The 20,549-nt window shown below is 61.6% G+C and carries 14 protein-coding genes and 1 tRNA gene; 7 read left to right on the top strand and 8 right to left on the bottom strand.

What is annotated here, in order from left to right:
* The first annotated feature begins 35 nt into the window (after window positions 1-35).
* Entirely contained in the window at window positions 36-1,241 is a 1,206-nt protein-coding gene (locus SINAC_RS31580; protein ID WP_015249612.1) for a DUF1559 domain-containing protein, read from the top strand.
* A 677-nt stretch (window positions 1,242-1,918) separates the two neighbouring features.
* Window positions 1,919-4,708 (top strand): BamA/OMP85 family outer membrane protein, encoded by a 2,790-nt coding sequence (locus tag SINAC_RS31575; RefSeq protein WP_015249610.1) that lies wholly within the window; start codon window positions 1,919-1,921, stop codon window positions 4,706-4,708.
* A 115-nt stretch (window positions 4,709-4,823) separates the two neighbouring features.
* On the opposite strand, the gene SINAC_RS31570 is transcribed toward SINAC_RS31575, so the two are convergent.
* From SINAC_RS31570 to SINAC_RS31560, 3 genes are all read right to left on the bottom strand, one after another.
* A complete protein-coding gene (locus SINAC_RS31570; RefSeq protein ID WP_015249609.1) occupies window positions 4,824-5,354 on the bottom strand; it encodes an adenine phosphoribosyltransferase in 531 nt (176 codons plus the stop codon).
* 353 nt (window positions 5,355-5,707) lie between these two features.
* Window positions 5,708-6,454 (bottom strand): DUF6655 family protein, encoded by a 747-nt coding sequence (locus SINAC_RS31565; RefSeq protein ID WP_015249608.1) that lies wholly within the window; start codon window positions 6,452-6,454, stop codon window positions 5,708-5,710.
* Window positions 6,455-6,942: 488 nt separating this feature from the next.
* On the bottom strand, window positions 6,943-8,235 hold the full coding sequence (locus SINAC_RS31560; protein WP_015249607.1) for a peptidylprolyl isomerase: 1,293 nt from the start codon (window positions 8,233-8,235) through the stop codon (window positions 6,943-6,945).
* Window positions 8,236-8,505: 270 nt separating this feature from the next.
* Here SINAC_RS31560 and ggt point away from each other — a divergent pair, with 270 nt between their 5' ends.
* Window positions 8,506-10,242: a gamma-glutamyltransferase gene (ggt, locus tag SINAC_RS31555; protein WP_020466380.1), complete on the top strand. Its 1,737-nt coding sequence runs from the start codon at window positions 8,506-8,508 to the stop codon at window positions 10,240-10,242.
* Window positions 10,243-11,135: 893 nt separating this feature from the next.
* Window positions 11,136-11,220, top strand: a tRNA-Leu gene (locus tag SINAC_RS31545).
* A 44-nt stretch (window positions 11,221-11,264) separates the two neighbouring features.
* Here SINAC_RS31545 and SINAC_RS31540 read toward each other — a convergent pair.
* From SINAC_RS31540 to SINAC_RS31530, 4 genes are all read right to left on the bottom strand, one after another.
* On the bottom strand, window positions 11,265-11,762 hold the full coding sequence (locus SINAC_RS31540; protein ID WP_015249604.1) for a hypothetical protein: 498 nt from the start codon (window positions 11,760-11,762) through the stop codon (window positions 11,265-11,267).
* Window positions 11,763-11,819: 57 nt separating this feature from the next.
* On the bottom strand, window positions 11,820-11,954 hold the full coding sequence (locus SINAC_RS41600; protein WP_261339265.1) for a hypothetical protein: 135 nt from the start codon (window positions 11,952-11,954) through the stop codon (window positions 11,820-11,822).
* Window positions 11,955-12,350: 396 nt separating this feature from the next.
* Window positions 12,351-12,965, bottom strand: a complete 615-nt coding sequence (locus tag SINAC_RS31535; protein WP_015249602.1) for an FMN-dependent NADH-azoreductase — start codon at window positions 12,963-12,965, stop codon at window positions 12,351-12,353.
* Window positions 12,966-13,142: 177 nt separating this feature from the next.
* Entirely contained in the window at window positions 13,143-13,604 is a 462-nt protein-coding gene (locus tag SINAC_RS31530; protein WP_015249601.1) for an SRPBCC family protein, read from the bottom strand.
* A gap of 685 nt (window positions 13,605-14,289) precedes the next feature.
* Between SINAC_RS31530 and SINAC_RS31525 the strand changes: the two genes are divergently transcribed.
* On the top strand, window positions 14,290-14,592 hold the full coding sequence (locus SINAC_RS31525) for a hypothetical protein (RefSeq protein ID WP_020466379.1): 303 nt from the start codon (window positions 14,290-14,292) through the stop codon (window positions 14,590-14,592).
* A gap of 190 nt (window positions 14,593-14,782) precedes the next feature.
* Here the strand turns inward: SINAC_RS31525 and SINAC_RS31520 are convergent, their stop codons facing one another.
* On the bottom strand, window positions 14,783-16,054 hold the full coding sequence (locus SINAC_RS31520; protein ID WP_015249599.1) for a purple acid phosphatase family protein: 1,272 nt from the start codon (window positions 16,052-16,054) through the stop codon (window positions 14,783-14,785).
* A gap of 285 nt (window positions 16,055-16,339) precedes the next feature.
* On the opposite strand from SINAC_RS31520, the gene SINAC_RS31515 reads away from it, so the two are divergent.
* Both SINAC_RS31515 and mfd read left to right on the top strand, forming a co-directional pair.
* On the top strand, window positions 16,340-17,179 hold the full coding sequence (locus tag SINAC_RS31515) for a DNA-binding transcriptional response regulator (protein ID WP_015249598.1): 840 nt from the start codon (window positions 16,340-16,342) through the stop codon (window positions 17,177-17,179).
* Between the two features lie 94 nt (window positions 17,180-17,273).
* Window positions 17,274-20,534 carry a transcription-repair coupling factor gene (gene mfd, locus SINAC_RS31510; protein ID WP_015249597.1) on the top strand — a complete coding sequence of 1,087 codons (3,261 nt, stop codon included), beginning with the start codon at window positions 17,274-17,276 and terminating at the stop codon, window positions 20,532-20,534.
* The last annotated feature ends 15 nt before the right edge of the window (window positions 20,535-20,549 follow it).

Raw genomic sequence — 20,549 nt, 5'->3', positions numbered from 1 at the left:
CGTCCTTACCGCGCCAGTCAGAAAGGACCCCTTTTATGCTTCACCGCCGACGCCAACGTCTTGGTTTCACGCTGATCGAGTTGCTGGTGGTTATCAGCATCATCGGCGTCCTGGTCGGGTTGCTGCTGCCGGCGGTTAACGCCGCACGCGAAGCGGGCCGCCGGACCCAGTGCGCCAACAACATGAGACAGCTCGGCCTGGCTCTGATCAACTTCTCGTCATCGAAGAATACGTTTCCTAACGCCGGAACCTTCAATGACACGTCAGGTGCGTCCATCACCAGTTCGCTCGCACCAGGCACGATCGCTGACACTGTTAAGGCGACCTGGATGTCGAACTGGGTTGTTGACATCTTGCCGTACCTCGACCAGCAAGATCTCGCCAACGCGTGGGATCACGCGAAACCCTACATGTGGTCGACTCAGTCGATTTCAGGACAACCGGCCAATCTATCGATTGGTAACACGGCTCTTGGCGTTTTGCGGTGCCCCGACGATTCCTCGGCTCAACTTGGTCAGGGGAACTTGAGCTATGTGGTTAATGGCGGCTTCACGCTTTTTCACGGTACTCAGGCGAGTTATACCGGGGGCGTTCCTAATGCGACTCCAACTCCGGTCAGCCCGTCGTTCGTGACGATGGAGTGGGGGACAGGGATCCCACAACGACTGGGTGTCATGTTTCTCGGTTCCCAGGCTGGTGGTGCCTCGTTTGATTACAAGACGACACCTGCTGCGATTACCGATGGCTCTAGCAACACGCTCTTGATCAGCGAAAACACCATGGCGGGCTTCGACAGTTCTGGTACACTCAGCGGTGGTTCTCCCACCAACTGGGCCTGCCCGCTCCCCAACTACTGCATGTTCATTGGATCACCCAACGTGTGTGGGGCTACCGGTGCGGTACGTACCTGCGTGGGCGGAACCGCTCCTCTGTCACTTCAAGCCGACTTCACCACGAATCCTCCCGTGGATGGACCGGGCTGGAAGCAGTCGAATACCAACTCCTCTACCAATGGTGATTACATCAATGGTGGTCAGAATGTAGTCATCAAGGGGACGTTCCCCTTCTCCAACAGCGGTCACCCCTCGGGCTGCAACATGGTCTTCACCGATGGTGCAACGCGATTCATTAGCTCGACCATTGATGGGACGGTCTATTCCAAGATGATCACGCCGGCCGGTAGCAAGCTGCCCGTCGCGTTCCGTCAGGCGCCACTCAGCCAGGATGCGTTCGCAAATTGATTGCGTCCTGATAGACGATGGGAGTCGTTTGCGTCGCGGATAGGCGCGGGACATTGCCCACCAGGGGACAGCTGAAAGGCTGTCTCAGGGTGGGTTTTTTGTTGTGCGGAGATTGGCGTTTGCTATGGCTTTGATTCATAGGCGGGTGGGGTGTGTGAGATTCTTGCTTGATGGCTTCGCTTGAGAGTGGGAGTCGGTCGGAAGCCTGCGAGTCCATGCGTGCTCGCACGCCTTTTGGGCAAGCGGGTAGTGTAAGTAGCACGCCGTTCTGGTTCTTCGCGTGGGAATCAGTCGGGCGGAAGACAGGGAGTGGACGCTCCCCACTCGCCGTTGGGGCGAGCGATAAGAGGAAGGAGCGTCAACGGTTTGCGGCAATTCTGTAAATTGTTTCAGATAGGCGCGGGAAGATCCGGGGTTGCGGGTTCCCGTTAACTCGGGTACAAGGCCCCGCACATGTCGCCGTCACAACGCGGGTCGCCCCAAGGAAGGGAACGGCTCGTGCCCGGGCTCTCGCTACGCTCATCGATTCGGTTCGGAGGTCAATCGATCTCCGCACGTCTGTCCCGGGAAGAATCGGCTTCGCCAAACGAAATGCCGTCCCGATCACTCGGCTCTCTTCCAGCCAGGTGGTTGCGGCGACTCGACTTCTCTCTTATCGGTTCGGGGACAATTCTCACATGACACGCGGCGTCATGATGGTTCCGCCGGTGCCAAGGAAGGCCCCGGCGGCTCGAGCGGCCAGACTCGGGGCGTTCCTTCGGATTGTCCTCGCGCTGGCCTCCGTTGCGCCACTCTTTCTGCCAACCCAACGCGCTTGGGCCGCAAAGGAAAACGCGCTCCCGGAAGGGCCCATTGTTGAGGTCCGTGTCGAGGGGAACGTCTCGATCACCTCCGACCAGGTCCGTGCCAAGATCCTCAGTCGAGAGGGGAGTCCGCTCGATCAAGAACGGATCGATGCCGACATCCAGACGTTGGTGGGGACCAAGTGGTTCTCCGACGTCGCCCCCTACTTCGACAAGTCACCCGACGGCAAGGGATTCATCCTCACCTTCGTCGTCAAAGAACTCCCCGTCCTCTCCCACGTTGAGTTCCGAGGGCTCAAGCACCTCAAGCTCAAGGACGTTGAGGAGAACACAGGGCTCAAAAAGGGGAACCGAGCCGACGCGGCCCGGACCCATCTGGCGGTCGATCAGATCCGCCGGCTCTATGCCGAGAAGGGATACGACACCGCTGAGGTCACCCTGCTCGAGGGCGGAGAGAGGGGCCAGACTCGCGTCGTCATGCAGATTTTCGAGGGCGAGAAACACAAAGTCGGCGCGATCGACTTCAAGGGCAACGTCTTCGCCACCGACGCGACACTCAGGACCAAGATCACCAGCAAGGTCGCGATTCTGGGCCTGATCGGCGGCAAGTACAATCGCGATAACCTCGATGAGGACATTCGCAAGCTGACGGAATACTACCAAGGGCAGGGGTTCGTTGAGGTCTCGGTCAGACCCGTGACCCGGCCTGGCTCCAGCCTGGGCGACTTGCGGATCACCTTTGTCGTCTCGGAAGGGACCCGGTACAAGGTCCGCAACATCGAGTTCAAGGGGAACAAGAAGCTTACGACCGCCAAGCTTAGGGAAGGGCTGATGCTGCACTCGGGCCAGCCCATCCTCGATACGCTCAAAGAGGCCGACCGCAAGAACTTGATGACGAAGTACTACGAGATCGGCTGCATCGATACGATGATCCGGCCCGAGCCCAAGTACACGGACCAGCAGGGCATCGTCGACCTCGTCTACGAGATCGAGGAAGGCGAGCCATATCTCATGGGCGACCTGATCATCCGAGGGAACGATCGGACCAAGGACAAGGTTGTGCGTCGCGAGGCGTTGATGGCCGGTTTCTTGCCCGGCGAAGTGCTCAACCTCAACCGGATGGATATGTTCAAGCAGCGGTTGGGGAACACGGGCTACTTTGTCATGTCTCCCGAAATGGGGGGCAAGCCTATCGACCTCAAGATCATTAATCGGCGGCCGGCCGAGCGGCCGTACGGCGACGGGTTGATCCCCGACCTGACCGACGGTTCGACCACCCGTATGCAGGACCCGGGCCCCGAGCCCCCCGCGCTTCCTCCGCCGGTGCTGGTGGATCCGCCGGCCGACACCGGCCCCGGAGGCCTCGAGCCGTTTGGCGCGGGGGAGACTTTCGCTCCGCCGCGAGATGTCCCGCCGATCGACGTGCCCTTGAACCCGGTCGCCCCGGCCCCCGTGGTCGTGCCGCCCGGAACCCCGGGCGCTGTGTCACCGACTCCTCCTGTCGGAGCGGGTGAGCCGCCGGGCATGGAGCCGAGCCTGCCCGGCATGAACATGACCGACGTGGGGCCCGACCGCCAGGACCCGTTCCCGAACCGGTCGTTCGCCGACGTCGTGACCTCGGTCAGCGAAGCCCCCACCGGACGGTTCATGGCCGGCATCGGGGCCAGCGGATTCCAGGGGCTCAACGGCAGCCTGACGATCACGGAAAAGAACTTCGACCTTTTCAACGTCCCGCGCAGCTTCGATGACATCACCAGCGGCAAGGCGTTTCGCGGCGGTGGGCAAGACTTTCAGGTCTCGCTGATGGCCGGTACCTTGATCAACCGGTTCACGGTCAGCTTGCGAGACCCCTACCTCTTCGACTTGCCGATCGGCGGTGGTGCATCGGGCTACCTCTTCCAGCGTGTTTATCCCGACTGGACGGAGAGCCGCGGTGGTGGCCGGTTTTCGCTTGGCCGACAGTTCGGCACTTCGACGTATGCGGACATGGCATTCCGGATCGAGGACGTCAACTTCAACGGCTATCGAACCCCCGCCCCGGCCGAGTACCTGGCGGCGACTGGGCACACGACACTCGCCACGCTTCGCCCGACCTTGCGGTTCGATAACCGGAATTCACCGTTTCTGCCGAACAAAGGGCAGTACCTCGAACTTTCGTTCGAGCAGGGTTGGGGGACGTTCACCTACCCGAAGGCCGAGATCGAAGGGCGGACCTATTTCACGACCGGCACACGTCCTGACGGATCAGGTCCGCGGATCCTTTCGTTCCGAGGCCACTTCGGCGTTACCGGCCGAGACACGCCGGTCTACGAGCGGTTCTATGCGGGTTACCTGGGTAGCCTTCGCGGTTTCCAGTACCGCGGTGTCGGCCCGCACGTCCTCGGCTCGAACATCGGTGGCACGATGATGGCCATTGGCTCGGTTGAGTATATGTTCCCGCTGATCGCCAGCGACGCGCTTCGCCAGGTGGTCTTCACCGACTTCGGTACCGTGGAGAACGGGTATAACTTCACCAACATCCGCGCCTCGGTCGGCACCGGCATCCGCCTAACCCTTCCCCAATTCGGCCCGCTTCCCATCTCGTTCGACCTCGCCTTCCCCGTCGCCAAGGCCCCCGGCGACAAGGTCAACTACTTCAACTTCTCGATCGGTGCCGTTTATTGATCGGAAAGCCGATTCTCGCTCGCCTGGAGAGCGAGCGAAAACGGTTTTCCGACTCGGCCTTCACGCGACGACACAAATCGCTTGCCTTGAGGGCGAGCGAAAAGAGTCAGGCCTATCAGTAGATGATCAGGCTGGAGACCTCGCAGGGCTTGAGCATTTCCCGGCCTTTCAGGAAGCTGAGCTCGACGACGAAGGCGCAGGCGACCACCTCCGCGCCGGTTCGCTGGACCAGGTCGCGGCAGGCCCTCATGGTGCCGCCGGTGGCGAGGACGTCGTCCAGGAGCAGGATCCTTTGGCCAGGGCCAACGGCGTCGTTGTGCATCTCGAGCCGATCGGTGCCGTACTCGAGGGCGTACTCGAGGGAGACGGTCTGATACGGGAGCTTGCCCGGCTTGCGGATCGGGACGAACCCGACGCCCAGGGCGAGTGCCAGCGGGGCCCCGAAGATGAAGCCGCGGGCTTCGGCTGCGGCCACGGCGTCGATCTTGCGGCCTGCGAATTGTTCCGCGAGCCGGTCGATCACTGCGCGGAATGCCTTGGGCTCGCCCAGTAACGGGGTGATGTCCTTGAATAGGATCCCGGGCTTGGGGAAATCGGGGACATCGCGGATCCAGTCACGCGGGTCGATTGAGGCCAGTGCGGACATTGCAGGTCAAGCTCCGGAGGCAGCAAAGGCGGCGGGTGGCTTCGCTATGGCTGAGTTGATGGACGGGGTCTTCCTTTGGAATTGCGTGCAGCCCTGAGGGCCACGGGTTCTACCTAGCCACATGGCCATGGCTGCGGCCGCCCATCGGAAAATCAAGGAAAAACCGAGACCAGCAACTGAGGAAGGGGCCGTCTTCGGACCCCAGCCACCCCAGACGTGGGCCCCCTGATGGAGGGTCGACCACTCTAGGTACATATTATCCTACCGCGAAAACGCGCGCACGAAATGCGCAAAGCATTGGCTCTCGGTAAGAATCGGGGTTCCTGGCAGGGGGTAACCCAAGGGCGGGGGGATCAGGGCATGAACGAGTCGAGGTCGGAGGCGGACTGGCGGAGGGCGGCGGGATCGGACGGAGTGTTTTGCCGACCGGCCCGGCCCGCTTCGTCTCCGCCGGCCTCGGAGGTGAGCGGGATCTTGATCCCGACGAACTCGGTTCCGCCGCGGATCGTCCCCCCCTGGATGGGGCCGACGCCGCCGACGTATGTGTCCTTGGCGCTCGAGGTGGACAGGATCGTTCCCGAGCTCCAAACGAACTGACCGCTGGCGCGGTCATAAGCGAAGAGGGCGAGCTTGGCCATCCCTTGCTGGTTGCTCTTCTTGATGAATGGCATCTCGGGGATGGTCCCCGCCGGGATCCCGGGAAGGGTTGGGGGGACGGCGGTCTGCGGAATCCCGATGAGCAAGTTATGCTCGTCGGTGCCGTACACACCGACCCGCGCCTCGACGATCCACTGCGCCTGTTCGGCCTTGGTCCGTAGCAGCACGCCCTGAGTGAGCATCGACTGGCGGAGGCTGGAGACGACCCATCCCTGGTCGACGGCCGTGATGTTGGTGGTGTCGAGGAAGACGGGAACTCCGGTCAGCGGTCGGAAGTCGATCTTCTGGAGCGCAGAGTCCCAGGCATTGGTGAGCAGAAGCTGCTCCGTCCCGGTTCGGGGTGTGTTGGTTGTTTTGACCGTCCCGCAACCTGGGACCGCGGCGAGTCCGAGAGCCATGAGTGAGCGGACGAGTCGTCCCGCTCCCTTGGAATTCGTCGACATGGTCTCATCCCTCGCGCTTCTAAACCGGTGAACACGGTCTTTCTTGATTTTCTGGGTGCCCGTGGTTGCTTGCAACCGGAGGCATGGAGCGACATCCAACAGAGCCCTTGCCTCTTGCCGGAGGAACTCGCGAGCGATCAGCCAGTCCCTGACACATCTCCCTGAATCGTGCCGAGACCGCTCACCCCCTGGGATCGCGGGCGACCCGCCCGCAATTTTCATTCAAATTCATGAGATTCCATTCAAGAGTGGGCACAAGTCGCCCGTGGTTCCAGGGCTGGACATAAGCGACTACGGCCGTTTACGAGAAGATATGAAAGAAAGCTGTGTTCAACTGCGTAGACCTTCACCAAACGAGCCGAGGATCACTTGATCAGATCAGGACCTGGCTTGAAAGGGTTGAGCCCTTGCCCGTTGTTTTCCCTCGCGATGAGGGGTCGGGCAAGGGCGTGCGTCAACAATCGCGTCTCGAGTCAAATCGAATCAGATCAACGCTTCACCGGGGGGCGCTTGAGCGACTCGGCCTGCTCGGCGACGGCGGCCGGCACACCGGCCGGGGTCCCAAGCTTCGGCGCGGTGGCTTGAGTGGCCTTCGCATTCGGCTCGGGCAGGCTCCCCGCCGGGTCGCTCATCAGCTGCACGTTCGTGTCGAGCTCGCTGGAGGGCAGCCTCTCGTCCTCGGGCAGCTTCTCGTTGACGAGCTTGACGTGCCCGGTCAGCTTATTGTCGATCACGGCGGCATCCATCAACTCGACGAAGGTCGTGCTCATCGCCTCCTTGAGCTTGACCTCGTAGATCATGTCGTAAACGTTTTTACGGATCCGCTCATCCTTGGGATTGGCGTTCTTGTTACCTTCGATCAGGCCTTCGCGCTTGAGGATGATCCAGGTCGCCTCGGCCACTTGAATCGGGCCGGTGAAGTCACCGTCCTTGGGCTTGTGCGAGACGTCCTTATCCATGGGGTCGCCGTCGACCAGTTGGCGGAATGCCGCCTCCGAGACGTTCCGGGGATGGGCGTGCCGGGAGATCGGCTCGGCGAGCAAACCACCGAGTGACCGGCTGCCGGCGTCCATCGAACGCTCCTGGGCGAGCTTCTCGAAGCCGGCCGGGTTCTTGCGAAGCTCTTCCCAGATTCCCTGGGCTGCGGGGAGCTTGTCGACCATGATGAGGCGGCAGCGAATCTTCTCGCCGTACTGCGCCTCGAACGAATCCCTCATGTCGTCGGCGGTAACTTGAACCCGCTTATCAGCCAGCTTGCGGAGCGCCAGGGCCGGATAAATGATATCGCGGGCATACTGGGTCGGGCTGATCTTCCGTTCCTTGGCGAGCGTCCGGAGCCAGGCTTCACGGCCGACGTGAGCGACGTTCTGGGCGACGTTCTCGATTTCGTTGTCGATTTCGACGGCCGTCACTTCCAGCTTCTTCGCTCGGAGCGCCTGGTCGATCAGGGTGCGAGCGACCAAGGTTTCGAGGATCTCCTCCCCTTGCCGCGCGACGCATTCGTCGGCCAGTTGCTGCCGGGTGATCTTCTGGCCGTTGACCGTGGCAATCGCATCATCCGGATTGACCGGGATCCGCTTCATCTCGAGTTTGGGGATCTCATCCTGGTTGAAAGCGGCAGGAGGAGCCTGGTCTTTGCTCGGAGCCGCCGCGGCCTTCTTTGCCGTTTTCCCACGGTTGAGTATTCCCTGAGCGGTTGCCTCAGAATTCGCGAGTGCCCCGACCGAGGCCAGGGTGAACAACATCGCTTGGCTCATCCGACCGCGCGTCCATGCGACCATTGCGAAGCATCTCCTTCAGCCGTTGGGGCCATGCCGGAAAAGAATCATTCAAGTTCCGGTGCATATCGGCCGGGACTCTAGACGCTCATGCCGATTCGGTCAACCTCGTTTTTTCGCCGCGCCGTGCCGATCACGCGCGGGGGACCCATTCACCCTGTTGAGACGCGACCTCGCCCCTCGTGATAAGATGGTCCCCGCCAGGGAACAACATTGTTGGAGCGACCTTTGGGAACCGGGCGGAGGATGGCGATGCGAGGGTGTGGGCGAGGGATGGGTCGGGTAAATGGCTGGCTGGCGTTGGCCTTAATCGCGCTTCTGTCGGTAGACGCGCGCGGGCAGGTTTTCTCCAAACACGTTGTTGTTTCTCAAGAGGGGCACGCATCGGACATCGGCCGCGATGTCATGAGAAATGGCGGGAACGCCTTCGATGCGGCCGTGGCGACGGCGTTCGCGCTTGCGGTGACGCACCCGGCGGCGGGCAACCTCGGTGGCGGCGGATTCCTGGTCGCTTATCGCGCCGAGGGGCGCGAGGTTCTCACGTTCGACTTCCGCGAGATGGCCCCGCAAGCCGCGGACTCGAAGATGTACCTTGGCCCTGACGGCAAACCGGTCCCCCACCATCGCGCCGGGGCGAAAGCGGCCGGAGTGCCGGCGACGGTGCGGGGCCTCGGCCTGATTCATGCCCGGATCGGCAAGTCGCCCTGGGCCGACCTGGTTCGCCCCGCCGCCCGGTTGGCGCGCGAGGGATTCCCCGTCTCGGAGACACTCGCCAAGTCGCTCAACCAGCAGCTCTTCAAGCAAGGGCGCCTCGAAGTCGGGGGTAAGGACGACCTGGGGCCGGGATCGGACCGTCTCGCCGATTTCCCCGAGTCCGTCGAAGCATTCGCCAAACCGGACCGCACCCCCTGGCAGGCCGGCGAGCGTCTCATTCAACGCGACCTGGCCGATACCCTTGACCGCATCGCCAACGAGGGCCCGGACGAGTTCTACACTGGTCGAACCGCGCAGCTTCTCACGAAATATATGGCAGAGCATGGCGGTCTGGTCACTCTCGACGACCTCAAGGCGTATCAGGCCAAGGAACGTTCCCCGATCCATTCGACCTTTCGCGGCTTCGATGTTTATGGCATGGGGCCGTCCGCGTCCGGTGGGATCCTCCTTGCCGAGATGCTCAACATCCTCGAACGCTTTGACCTCAAAGCCGATGGCCCTCGGTCGCCTCGGACCCTGCATCGTGTGACGGAAGCGATGCGCCGCGGCTTTTTCACCCGAGCGACCGAGATCGCCGACCCCGAGTTCGTCAACGTGCCGGTGGCCAAGCTGATCTCGAAGGCCTACGCCGACGAACTCGCCCGCTCAATCACCGACCGCGCCACCCCGAGTGCCGAGCTCGCTCCGTTCCCGGTGCTCACGGCGGAAGGGAGCGACACCACCCACCTCTCGACGATCGACGGCGACGGCAATGCCGCCGCGCTGACGTATACATTGGAAGAAGGGTATGGCTCCAAGGCCGTGGTTGCAGGAGCCGGTTTCCTCCTCAACAACGAGATGGGCGACTTCAACATTGTTCCCGGACGGACCGACTCCCTAGGACGGATCGGCACGGCTCCGAATCTGATCGAACCCCGAAAACGGATGCTGAGTTCGCAGACGCCGACAATCGTCTTGAAAAAGGGCCGCGTTCAGCTCGTCACGGGCTCGCCCGGCGGCCGTACCATCCCCAATACCGTCTTGTGGGTCGTACTCAACAATCTCGAGTTCCAACTCGAGCCGAGAGAGTCCGTCGATGCGGTCCGAACCCATCACGCCTGGTTCCCCGACGTCGTCGCCCTTGAAGGGAAGGGCTGGCCTCAGGAGACACGCGAAGCCTTGGAGAAGATGGGCTATCGCTTACGCTTTGGAGGAATCCAAGGGGACGCTCACACCATCGTCGTCGACCCCGAGACGGGCCGCCGGCATGGAGTTGCCGATCGCCGTCGCGAGACCTCACGCGCCTCGGGGGATTAGGCGATCCACGTGGGTTGGGCCTGACACGTGCGTAGACGATACGACACCTGAGCCGAGCGATTGGACTTTGGGTGTCGATCGTGCGCGCTTACGTTCGGTGTTGGTGACTGTTGTTCCGAACCCCCAGGCAAACGGGCGCCGTTTTCAAGGGATCGAGAAAAATCGCGACGAGGTTGGCCTAAAAACTCGATGAATACGTAGAGAACAGTGGGAGTGCTTGAGATGGGCCGGAGTGACTTCCGTCACAGACGGCTCACGATTGTGCAGGATCACGAATCGAGCCTTTGAGTTCGCATGTGGGTGTCTTGGTGCGGCGAGTGCCGCATCATGAGGAGTCGACGCCAATGTCCCAGGGGTTGAGGTCAGTGAGTCCGACAATCTTGCTTCGCATCAGTGACGGAACGTTTCACATGCATCGTTCATTTAACGACTTCAATCAGGCGGTCTTCAGCGCTGAGGCGTACGCGGGCGCTGGATTTTCAGTTTCGATGATCTCCGCGACCGGTCGATTCTTGATGGGATTCGACTCAAGGGGCGAGCGCGTTGCGGTCTAAGGACGTTCTGGTCACGTCACTTCACTGAGCAGAGCGGGGGGGCTGTCGATGGTGTCCCTCCAGACTCACGAAAGTAGCCGAGGTCGGTCCCCGCGCTGCCCGATCCTAACGAAGCCAAAGGCCGCTGAGGCCGCTTGCGAAGAGCCTACTTTCGTAGGCTCTTTGCTTTTTTGAAGTAAATCACCAGGAACGAAATCTGTCGGATCGGGTTGGCCTTTGAGTTCCTGGCAACGAAGGCGCAATTCCCGAGAGACGGGGGCCTTGCTTTGTGGTAAGTTGGCAGGGATGGCTTGGAGGGCATTCGTCGCCAACACGATCGAATCAACCACCGACCAACGGGCCGGCGTGGCGGAATGGCAGACGCAGAGGACTTAAAATCCTCAGGGGGGTAACCCCCGTGTGGGTTCGAATCCCACCGCCGGTACTCGACTTAGGGATAATTCGGAACCTTGGACCAGTTGGGGCCGCTCAACTCCCCAATCGCCGTGGCCATCTCGGCCTGGGCGCGGGTGTTCGTTGGGCCAACCCTCCGGGGAACTGGTCCAACGCGGTGTGAACCCGCTTCCAGGCGGTTTCGAGACACTCCACCTGCTCGAATGACGCGAGCGCCGGACGCCACACCGTCCGAGCGGTCTGGGCCACACCCCGCGCATCGATCCCTTGTCGTCTCAAATGTGCGACGGCTCGCTTGGCCGTCTTGGCTTTCTCCCAGGCGGCCTTGGCGCGTCGCCAGTGTCGGTCCAAGACCCGCTCGACTTCCACGGTCGTGTGGAAGACGTCCAGCCCGTGTTCCAACGCCGGGGCGGAGGGGGCGTTGCGACGGGTCTGGGCAACTTTCTCTACAGCCGCTGCGATCGCTTTGGCGGCGCCGGAGATGACGAACTCCAGACGCTCGAAGGATTTCAGTTGGTTCGCCCAGATCTTGGCCTTGTGGTCGGCTGGGTTGTGGCAGAAGACGGCGGTCATACTCGCCGTCTACCACGAGGGTTTGAACCTGGGTCGCACACGCCGGGTCGAGGGCCTTCAGCACCGGGTCGGCTTGCTGGGCCGCGGGTTGGCCCCAGCGCTCCAGGATACCTGTTCAGGGGGCAGGAGCACGTCGAGCAGGTCTTCGACCTGGCGCAGGCTGGTTCCCACGGCGAATGTGGTGATCGTCAACTGACGCTGTTTGGGCTTGCCGAGAAGGATCCGGGCTTGGGCGAGTTTCCACTTGGTGATCTGACCTGCTCCCCGATCATTGGTCCACCTGAGATGGGAGTCCCTCGGGTCGATTGAGTCCAGAGGATTCCATGAAGGAGAGACGGAGTGTTGACGAGGTGGCTCGCCTGATGTGCGAGGCCGACCGCGATCTCGCCAAATTTATGCTGGGTGCTGATGTCTGTGGAAAAGCATAAATTCCCGAGGCGACGTACTATCGTTGGCGCCAGTTTGAAGGGAGATTGAGCGGCTCAAACGGCTCGTTGCCGAGTTGATGCTCCGCAAGTAAATGTTTTGCTGAAACAATAATATTGATTTTACTTTGCGATGTAGGTGTGTTTGTTGTGGAATGCCGTGTTAGTAAATTTGAAGTGCTTCCAATTGCTTCAGGGCCGACGGCAATCCGTGGTCTTCGGAAGTAGGGGAGGATTTCGTTCCATCGGCTCGAATGATTTGCAGGTGCGTCACACCAAGAAAAGTCAGGAAGCTTCGTAAATGGCTCTCTTGGTGCTCCAAAGCCGCGGCCGGAGTTCCGGGGCGATAGATCCCACCCTGTGAAGACGCGATGATGAATCGTTTGCTGTTGAGTAATCCTTCGAAGCCAGCGGAAGAGTACCGGAACGTTGTCCCTGCAACGGCCAGAGCGTCAAGCCACGTTTTGAGTTGGCTTGGAATGCCAAAATTGTACATCGGGGCGCCAACGACAATGATTTCCGCTGCCAATACCTCAACCAGAGCGGTGTGAAGCTTGGCCGCGTCGCGGCTGAGTTCGTCTGGAACCCGGTCAGCCGGTGCGCCAAGTGTTGAGGCAAGTGAGCCGGAAAGTTGCGGCAGTGGCTCGGCAGCCACATCGCGGTAGGTTACCCTCAGGCCAGGATTGGTCAACCGTAGTCGAGCCACGATAGCGGCGGAGACTTTTCGACTGACGGATTGTTCTCCAAGGATGCTGGAATCGATATGCAGGACATTCATGACATGCTCCTTGAACTGAGTGAAATCCTTTGGGGATTTCCATTCCCAGATTCCGGCGACAAAAACTTCGATCGCCGTCTTGTCACTCCGACTGCAATGGAACCATAAATCCCGCCAATGGTTGCTCTCGCTCCTGTTGACGGGATCTGAATTTCTTGTGGCCTTGCCCCTTGTCTCTCAGAGCCCCTTGGGCCAGCGGCGGGTTTCGGCGAGCGATTCCCCTGTTTCAAGGAGACTCTTGAGGCTGGCCAGCAGGTGCGGCCATCCGTGCGCCAGGGTATTGACAAGTTTCGAATCGGGATTGTCGCTTTCGTGGATAACGGTGAGCTTGACCGACTCCCCCTGCTGTTCGAGTTCGAAGGTCACGCGAGAATAGCCTTCGGCACGCAGCTCCGGCTTGAATTCCGCACGCCACGACAGGACCAGCCGCCGTTGCGGCTCGATTTCGAGAACTTCGCCGCTGTGGCCGATGCGCTCGTCGGGAATCCTTAGTTGCCACGATGCGCCGCGCTTCCAGTCGGATTCATGCCAGGTTTCGAACCAGTATTGGCGTGTGAATTCGGGCTCAAGGAGTGCCTGCCACAGTTTTTCCGGGGTCGTGCGAATGTAGGTGACGTAAACGAATCGCGACTCAGCCATCGGTTCCTCCTTAACCCGTTTTTGCTTGAGGTCGGCCAGGCCACGAAGACGGTTCCCGCTCGAATTTACCAATCCATCGCGCTCGAATTTACTAATCCATCGCTTGGCAATCTCGTGGATGGGAACAGGGTTGAGATCGTGCCCTTTCTCACGGCCCCGCCAAAAGGGACTGCGAGGTTTGCCTCCTCCAGCATTGCAAGATGCTTGGATTCTACCGGCCGGGTCATGTCCAGGTGTTTCAACGTCGCCCCGGTGTTTGCTTCTGATCCGCGTGCAAACGGACGAGTCGCAATCACCGGCCGGGGTCGGCAAGGGCCTTGAACACTTTGTCCATGTCCCCGTCCTCAACCTCATTATGCAACCATTTGGTTGCATGTCAAGCGAGGTTGGCTTGCGGAGCTCGTGATCATGATCTGGAATCGCTTTTCGCCGGCGCTTGAGAGAGCTCGCCATAATCCGATGCAGTCGCTATCGGCCGACCTGCTCCAGTACCGCGGATCCTGGCATCATCCACGGCCCTGCCGGCTCGGGCTGTCCCCAAGAGCATTCGGGGGCTCGATCTGGGGGATCCTGCTCTTGGACAGGTATTTGTTCTGGTCCAACGGAGCCAAGGGTAGGCGCAGTGGCAAACCGATGAGACCCACTGACTGGTTTTCGCCGGTATCGGGGGGAAAGTCGGCTATCGGTGGTATCTGTGGGCTTCCATTCGGCCGAGGCTGTGGCCTTCGTGTTGGCCGTGGGCCGGTCGCATGATATGCCGGAAGAGTCCTTCGGTCTGGTGGTGGATCGGAAGAATGACTACGGCAGCGTCTCGTTGGCCGGGCTGCTGTTTTCTCTGTTCCAGATGTGGGGCGTGAGCCTATGTTTGTGGCTCATGGCCTACCTGAAGGCATGTGCCGTGGCCGGCGGCTGTGAGGCAGGTGAAGTGGAGCGTTCCTGCCGTGGAACCGCGGCCCGGAACAATGCCGTGGCTGGGACTGCGGAATAGGCCCTCCATCGGAGATCACACAGGCCATCGAGAAAAGCAGGGCATGCCGATGTCTTAAGTGGTCGCCTGGGGGGAAAGGAAGCACAGAGCATGGGAGGTGGGTTTACCGAATGCCCACTGCCGGTTCGATCACCACTGCTGGTATCGAGCGAAAGGGCCCCCCTTTGGGGAGGGCCCAAAGGGGCGACCGTTATAATCCCTTGCGGCCGGCGACTCGGCGCGGACGCTTTTGGGTGGTGCAGATGTCGATCACTCGGCCATTCTCTTGAAGTGCCATGTGAAACCGTTGCTCGCCTTCAAAGCGGTGGAGCGTCATGTGGTACGCTTCGCTCGTTTTCGCAAGATACGGACGTTGCTCGGGAGAGGCGGGGGAGCGGAGCTTGCCCCATGACCCGTCGCCCAGGTAGAGAATGCCGTTGGCGTTCACCATCCCGTCCTTGAGCGGGTGGGTTCGTTTGAACGTGTGATCGTGGTGTTCGAGCACCAGGTCGACGTTATGACGCTCGAACAAGGGAACCCATTGGGTTCGATTCAACTCGCCGGTGCCTGCCTTGCCCCCCTCGGCCTCGAACTTACGGAACGATGGGTAAGCCGGGACGTGGTTGACGGCGATCACATGCGGCCGTTCGGAACGCTCGGCGAGGGCTTTGTCGAGCCAGTCGGTCTGCTCGCCATCAATGGGAGCGATGTGCCCGGTATCCAGCAGGATCAGGCTCAAGTAGTCGCCGAAGTCGAGGGTGGCGAAGGTACGCTCGGCGTAGAGTCCGTCGTGGACGGCGAGGTAAAATGGGCTTTCCTTCCGCGACTGGCCGTAGCTCCCCTTGACCTCGTGGTTGCCGATGCAGACGACCATCGGGATCAGCCGGCCCTCCGCATCGATCATGTGCTGGCTGTAGTTGCGGAGGAAGGCGAGGCTCCGCTCGACGCTGATCCCATTGTCATAGCCAAGGTCGCCACCGATGAGGGCGAACATCGGGTTCTGTTTGGCGGCCAGGATGTTGTTGGCGATCGCGTGCTCGTTGACGTCGCAATCGCCGCCGGAGACGAACTGGAAGGAGTCGGTCGCTTTGGCGGGCATTGTCCGAAAGCGATGGGCAGGACCTTTTTTGTTGATCTGAAATTGGTATTCGGCCCCGGGTGACAGTCCGGTCAACTCGGCCCGGAAGACCCGCAGGTTGGTCATTGGATAAGGGGTCTGTTTCGTGGCGACCGACTGGGTTGCGCCTGCCTTGCCGAACTCCGCAAAATCGACCGTCGCCCCTTCGTCCGCGGCCGGGGCGATCCACTGCACGGTCATGGTCGTGGTGGGGTCGCGCTGCCAGGTGAGGAAGAGGGTGTTGGGCTTGCCCTCGGCATCGGCCTTCGCGTCACGATCCTGGGCCAGGAGCAATGTCCCGGTCGCGAACATCGACAGGCCGCCGAGGGTCGTGCTCATAAAGGTGCGGCGATCGAGCGAATTCATGGCGGCTTTCCTGCTTGAAAATGAGGAGCACGAGCATGATCGAATCCCACAGGGCGTTCACCATACTCGACTCCTGCCAGGGACGCAAAACGCCTTAGGGCTTGCCCAAGAGGATTTATCCAACCTTCTTATTTGTCGAAGGAAATCGGGCTGGAGAGATCCCGGCTTGCCGCGATTGTCGAAAATGGGAAGGTGTGTTAAGGTCCGCGGCAGTCGGGTCCAGGACGTAGGGCGAGGCCCGCCAGGGCGGAAGTTGGTCGGGACGAGCGCAGGGAGGCTCCGACGGTGAATGCGTCGGGACGATCAGTCTGGTTCGTCGGCGACCTGGACGACCCCTGGGTGGTGGGGATCGTCGATGCGCTTCCTCGCGCCGTCCTTCGAATCGCCTGTGCGGGGGAATGGTCCGACGGCATCTTCCACGATCTTCCCGATCCCGTGACACTCGTCATTCACCGGGCTCTTCTGACTCGACACGATGCGGAGCGGCTGGCCAGGCTCCGGAAGGAGCGGTCGACCTCGCTCCGAGTGATCCTTTGCGTCGGGCCGCACATCCGCTATGCCGACCTCGTGCGTTGGTCACCGCTGGTGGATGTCATCCTGCCCGAGGCCACCGCGCGAGAGACGATCGCTCGCCATGTGGCTTGCAGTGTTGGGGTTGGCGAGGGCAGGGGGGAGGGACGCGGCACGACGCCCCGCCCCGCAATCGACGTTGTCAGCAGCAACTACGAGCTGCGCGAAGCGCTGGCCGATGTCTGCATTTCGGCCGGTTACCCGGTTCGGAAAGCGGTCGACTGGGCCGAAGTCGAGCCGGGGGGCCTGGCGATCTGGGATGTCCCTGTGCTGGAGCCTGACTGGGGCCGAGCCTTGGCCCGGCGTGCTCAGATCGGGATGGTTGTTGCGCTGATCGGCCTGGCCGATCGCGTTCTGGTTGGGCAGGCCCGCGCACAAGGGGCCTCGGCCTGTTTGGAGCTCCCTTGTGATCCGGTCGACTTGATCGACGTACTCGACCGGCTCTGTGCGTCCTCGCGATTGGATCGGACGCACGGTGTTCCGCCGCCGCCTTGGGTGTTGCGGCGGGGCTCGCACAAGGTAGTGGTCGAACCGGGGAACGAAACTTACAATTAGGCGTGGCGTATTCGGACCCGAGAGGCGGCCAGGTCCGCCTCCTTTTTCATTTTCATGGATGGGATGGGCTTACAGACCGTCCGATGACTCGCCAATGGCCAAGGCTTCGTCTGCGCCCGTCGCGCCAGTCCGTGAACTGAAAGACCTGACCCGTCTGGTGCAGCGCGCCGACGGGTTCCCGGAACTGCTCGCCGCCCTCAAGAATGGGCGAAGCGGCACGCTCGACGGCGCCTGGGGCTCTGCCGGCCCACTCGCAGCAGCCGCCCTCGGTTTGCATGCGCCGCAAACGTTCGTGATCGTGCTGGCACACGTCGGCGATGTGGACGACTTTCGCGATGACGTGGCTACCTTTGCAGGCGTCACTCCCGAGGTCTTCCCCGCCTGGGAGCGCCTTCCGCGCGAGGCGAACGTCGGCGACGAGGTGTTCGGCCGCCGACTCCAAGTCATCAAGCGGCTCTCCGGAGCTTCTCCCCCTCGATTTATCGTCGCGCCGTTCCAGGCGTTCTTGCAACCGGTCCCGACTCCGGCCTTGCTCGCCCGCTCGTCGCGGACCATCCGGGTCGGTGATACGATCGCGATCGAAGAGTTGACGGCCTGGCTGGCAGCGCGTTCGCTGACCCGTGCCGAGGTGGTCGAGGTCGCGGGAGAGTACAGCCTTCGCGGTGGAATTCTCGACATCTTTTCCCCCGACTCCACCGAGCCGGTTCGTATCGAGTTCTTCGGAGATGACGTCGAGTCGATCCGGCCGTTCGACCCCGAGACGCAGCGGTCGCTCGACCGTTGGAATTCGGTAACATTGACCGTCTCCCCCTCGTTTGATGGTGACGACCCAACCGGCTTCGGCCATATCGCCGAGTATCTGCCCAAAGACGCCTGGGTGGCCCTGGTCGAGCCGAACGACCTTAAGGAGGAAGGACGCCACTACCTTGGCCGGACCGACGACCCGCGCGGTCTCTACACGGTGGATAGCACGCTCTCGCGACTCTTCCAACGGCCGTCGATCACCCTCTCGACACTGGCCGCCGATTCACTCGAAACGACCTGCCATCTGCGGATCGAGAGCGTCGAACGCTTCTCCGGAGAACTGGCCAAGGTCAAGGTCGAGCTCGATAGCGCCTCGGGGGGGGATCGGGTCCTGATCGCCTGCCACAACGAGGCCGAGATCGAACGGCTCAGCGAGGTCTTTGCCGACACCGCGATCGCCCAGACGGGCCGGCTTCAGCTTACCGTGGGCCGAGTCCGCTCGGGGTTCCACCTGACCGATGCGAAGACGCTCGTGATCGGCGATCACGAGCTTTTCGCCCGGACCGACGTCCGCCGGCCGACAACCAAGCGGCGGTACGAAAGCCGTGCCATCGACAGCTTCCTCGACCTGAACGAAGGGGACCTGGTCGTTCACGTCAACCACGGGATTGCGCGCTACCGTGGTCTCCAGATGGTCGATCGGACGGCGGAACACACGGAAGAAACGCTGCTGCTCGAGTTTGCCGAAGGCACGAAGATGTTTGTGCCGATTGCCAAGATCGACCTAGTTCAGAAGTATGTGGGCGGTGGCAAAGGGACGCCTCCCCTCTCGAAAATCGGCTCCTCAGCCTGGGAGAAGCGGAAGAAACGGGTGGCCGACGCTGTGGTCGACCTCGCCGCCGAGTTGATCGACATCCAGGCTGCGCGGGCGAGCCAGCCTGGTATCGCCTACCCGGCCGAGGACAGCCACTGGATGGCCGAGTTCGAGGCCGCCTTTCCCTACCAGGAGACGCCCGACCAACTCTCGGCGATCGACGCGGTCAAGGAGGATATGGCGAAGAATCGGCCGATGGATCGCCTGATCTGCGGCGACGTCGGCTACGGCAAGACTGAGGTGGCGATCCGTGCTGCGTTCAAGGCGGTCGATGGGGGCAAGCAGGTCGCGGTCCTCGTGCCGACGACCATTCTGGCCGAGCAGCACCATCGCAGCTTCTCGGCGCGGATGGCCGAATTCCCATTTGCGATCGAGGTGGTCAACCGGTTCCGTCCCAAATCCGAGATTCGCAACGTCCTGAAACGAACCACAGACGGTTCTGTCGATATCTTGATCGGAACCCACCGCATCGTTCAGAAAGACGTGGCGTTCAAGGACCTTGGCCTCGTCGTGATCGACGAGGAGCAGCGCTTTGGGGTCGAGGACAAGGAGTGGCTCAAGTCGCTCCGCTCGACGGTGGACGTACTCACCCTCTCGGCGACGCCGATCCCGCGCACCTTGCACATGAGCCTGCTCGGGATTCGCGACATCTCGAACCTGGAAACGCCCCCTCCCGACCGCAAGGCGATCGAGACCCGCATCCTCCGGTTCGACGCCGAGACGGTGAAACGGGCGATCCACCGCGAGCTCAACCGCGACGGCCAGGTCTACTTCGTCCACAACCGGGTGCACGATATCCAGAACGTGGCTGACCGAATCCAGGCGATCGTTCCCGAGGCACGGATCACGATCGCCCACGGCCAGATGGGGGGCGAGGCGCTTGAGCGAACGATGCTCGCCTTCATCCGCCGCGACTTCGACATCCTGGTGGCGACCACGATCATCGAGTCGGGCCTGGACATCCCCAACGTCAACACGATCTTCATCAACGAGGCCGACAAGTACGGCCTGGCCGACTTGCACCAACTCCGTGGGCGGGTCGGCCGGTACAAGCACCGCGCCTATGCGTACCTCCTGCTCGAGTCCGAGAAGCCGGTGACTCCCAACGCGGTCAAGCGGCTCAAAGCGATTGAGGAGTTCACCGAACTGGGAGCCGGCTTCAAGATTGCGCTACGCGACCTGGAGATCCGAGGCGCGGGGAATATCCTTGGTGCCGAGCAATCGGGACATATCGAGAGCGTCGGATATGAGCTGTACTGCTCGCTTCTGGAGGCGGCAGTCCGCGGCTTGACCAATCAGCCAGCGCGGGCGGCGTACGACTGTTCGATCGAGCTCTCCTGGCGTGCCTATCTGCCGAAAGATTATGTCCCCGGCCCTCGGATGAAGGTCGAGCTCTACCGCCGCCTGGGCCGGCTCCGGAGCTTCGAGCGGCTGGCCGACTTCCGTCAGGAGCTTATCGATCGCTTCGGTCCGCTGTCGAACCCCGCCGAGAACCTGATCGCGGAAGCGGAGCTCAGAATTTTAGCGGAGCGCTGGCAGCTCGAACGGATCCACGTCGAAGACGAATACGTGGTTCTCACCTACCGGAATCCGAAGCGGATCGCGACCTTGGCCAAACTTCATCCCGGGCGAGTGCGGGTGGTCGACGAGAAAACGGCCTACGTACCGATTGAGGAGAAGCGGCCACACGGTTCGGTGGTGGTCGGGATTGTGAAGCCGCTCTTGCAGGTCCCTTGAAGCTGTGGAACCCAT

Origin of the sequence: Singulisphaera acidiphila DSM 18658 (assembly GCF_000242455.2) — a bacterium.
GTDB classification, from domain to species: Bacteria; Planctomycetota; Planctomycetia; order Isosphaerales; family Isosphaeraceae; genus Singulisphaera; species Singulisphaera acidiphila.
This window is presented reverse-complemented; position numbering and strand designations above follow the sequence as displayed.

Excerpts from the sequence above, each read along its gene's own strand:
- SINAC_RS31580 (WP_015249612.1), top strand. The coding sequence starts at position 36 with ATGCTTCACCGCCGACGCCAACGTCTTGGTTTCACGCTGATCGAGTTG.
- SINAC_RS31575 (WP_015249610.1), top strand. The coding sequence starts at position 1,919 with ATGACACGCGGCGTCATGATGGTTCCGCCGGTGCCAAGGAAGGCCCCG.
- SINAC_RS31570 (WP_015249609.1), bottom strand. The coding sequence starts at position 5,354 with ATGTCCGCACTGGCCTCAATCGACCCGCGTGACTGGATCCGCGATGTC.
- SINAC_RS31565 (WP_015249608.1), bottom strand. The coding sequence starts at position 6,454 with ATGTCGACGAATTCCAAGGGAGCGGGACGACTCGTCCGCTCACTCATG.
- SINAC_RS31560 (WP_015249607.1), bottom strand. The coding sequence starts at position 8,235 with ATGGTCGCATGGACGCGCGGTCGGATGAGCCAAGCGATGTTGTTCACC.
- ggt (WP_020466380.1), top strand. The coding sequence starts at position 8,506 with ATGGGTCGGGTAAATGGCTGGCTGGCGTTGGCCTTAATCGCGCTTCTG.
- SINAC_RS31540 (WP_015249604.1), bottom strand. The coding sequence starts at position 11,762 with ATGACCGCCGTCTTCTGCCACAACCCAGCCGACCACAAGGCCAAGATC.
- SINAC_RS31535 (WP_015249602.1), bottom strand. The coding sequence starts at position 12,965 with ATGAATGTCCTGCATATCGATTCCAGCATCCTTGGAGAACAATCCGTC.
- SINAC_RS31530 (WP_015249601.1), bottom strand. The coding sequence starts at position 13,604 with ATGGCTGAGTCGCGATTCGTTTACGTCACCTACATTCGCACGACCCCG.
- SINAC_RS31520 (WP_015249599.1), bottom strand. The coding sequence starts at position 16,054 with ATGAATTCGCTCGATCGCCGCACCTTTATGAGCACGACCCTCGGCGGC.
- mfd (WP_015249597.1), top strand. The coding sequence starts at position 17,274 with ATGGCCAAGGCTTCGTCTGCGCCCGTCGCGCCAGTCCGTGAACTGAAA.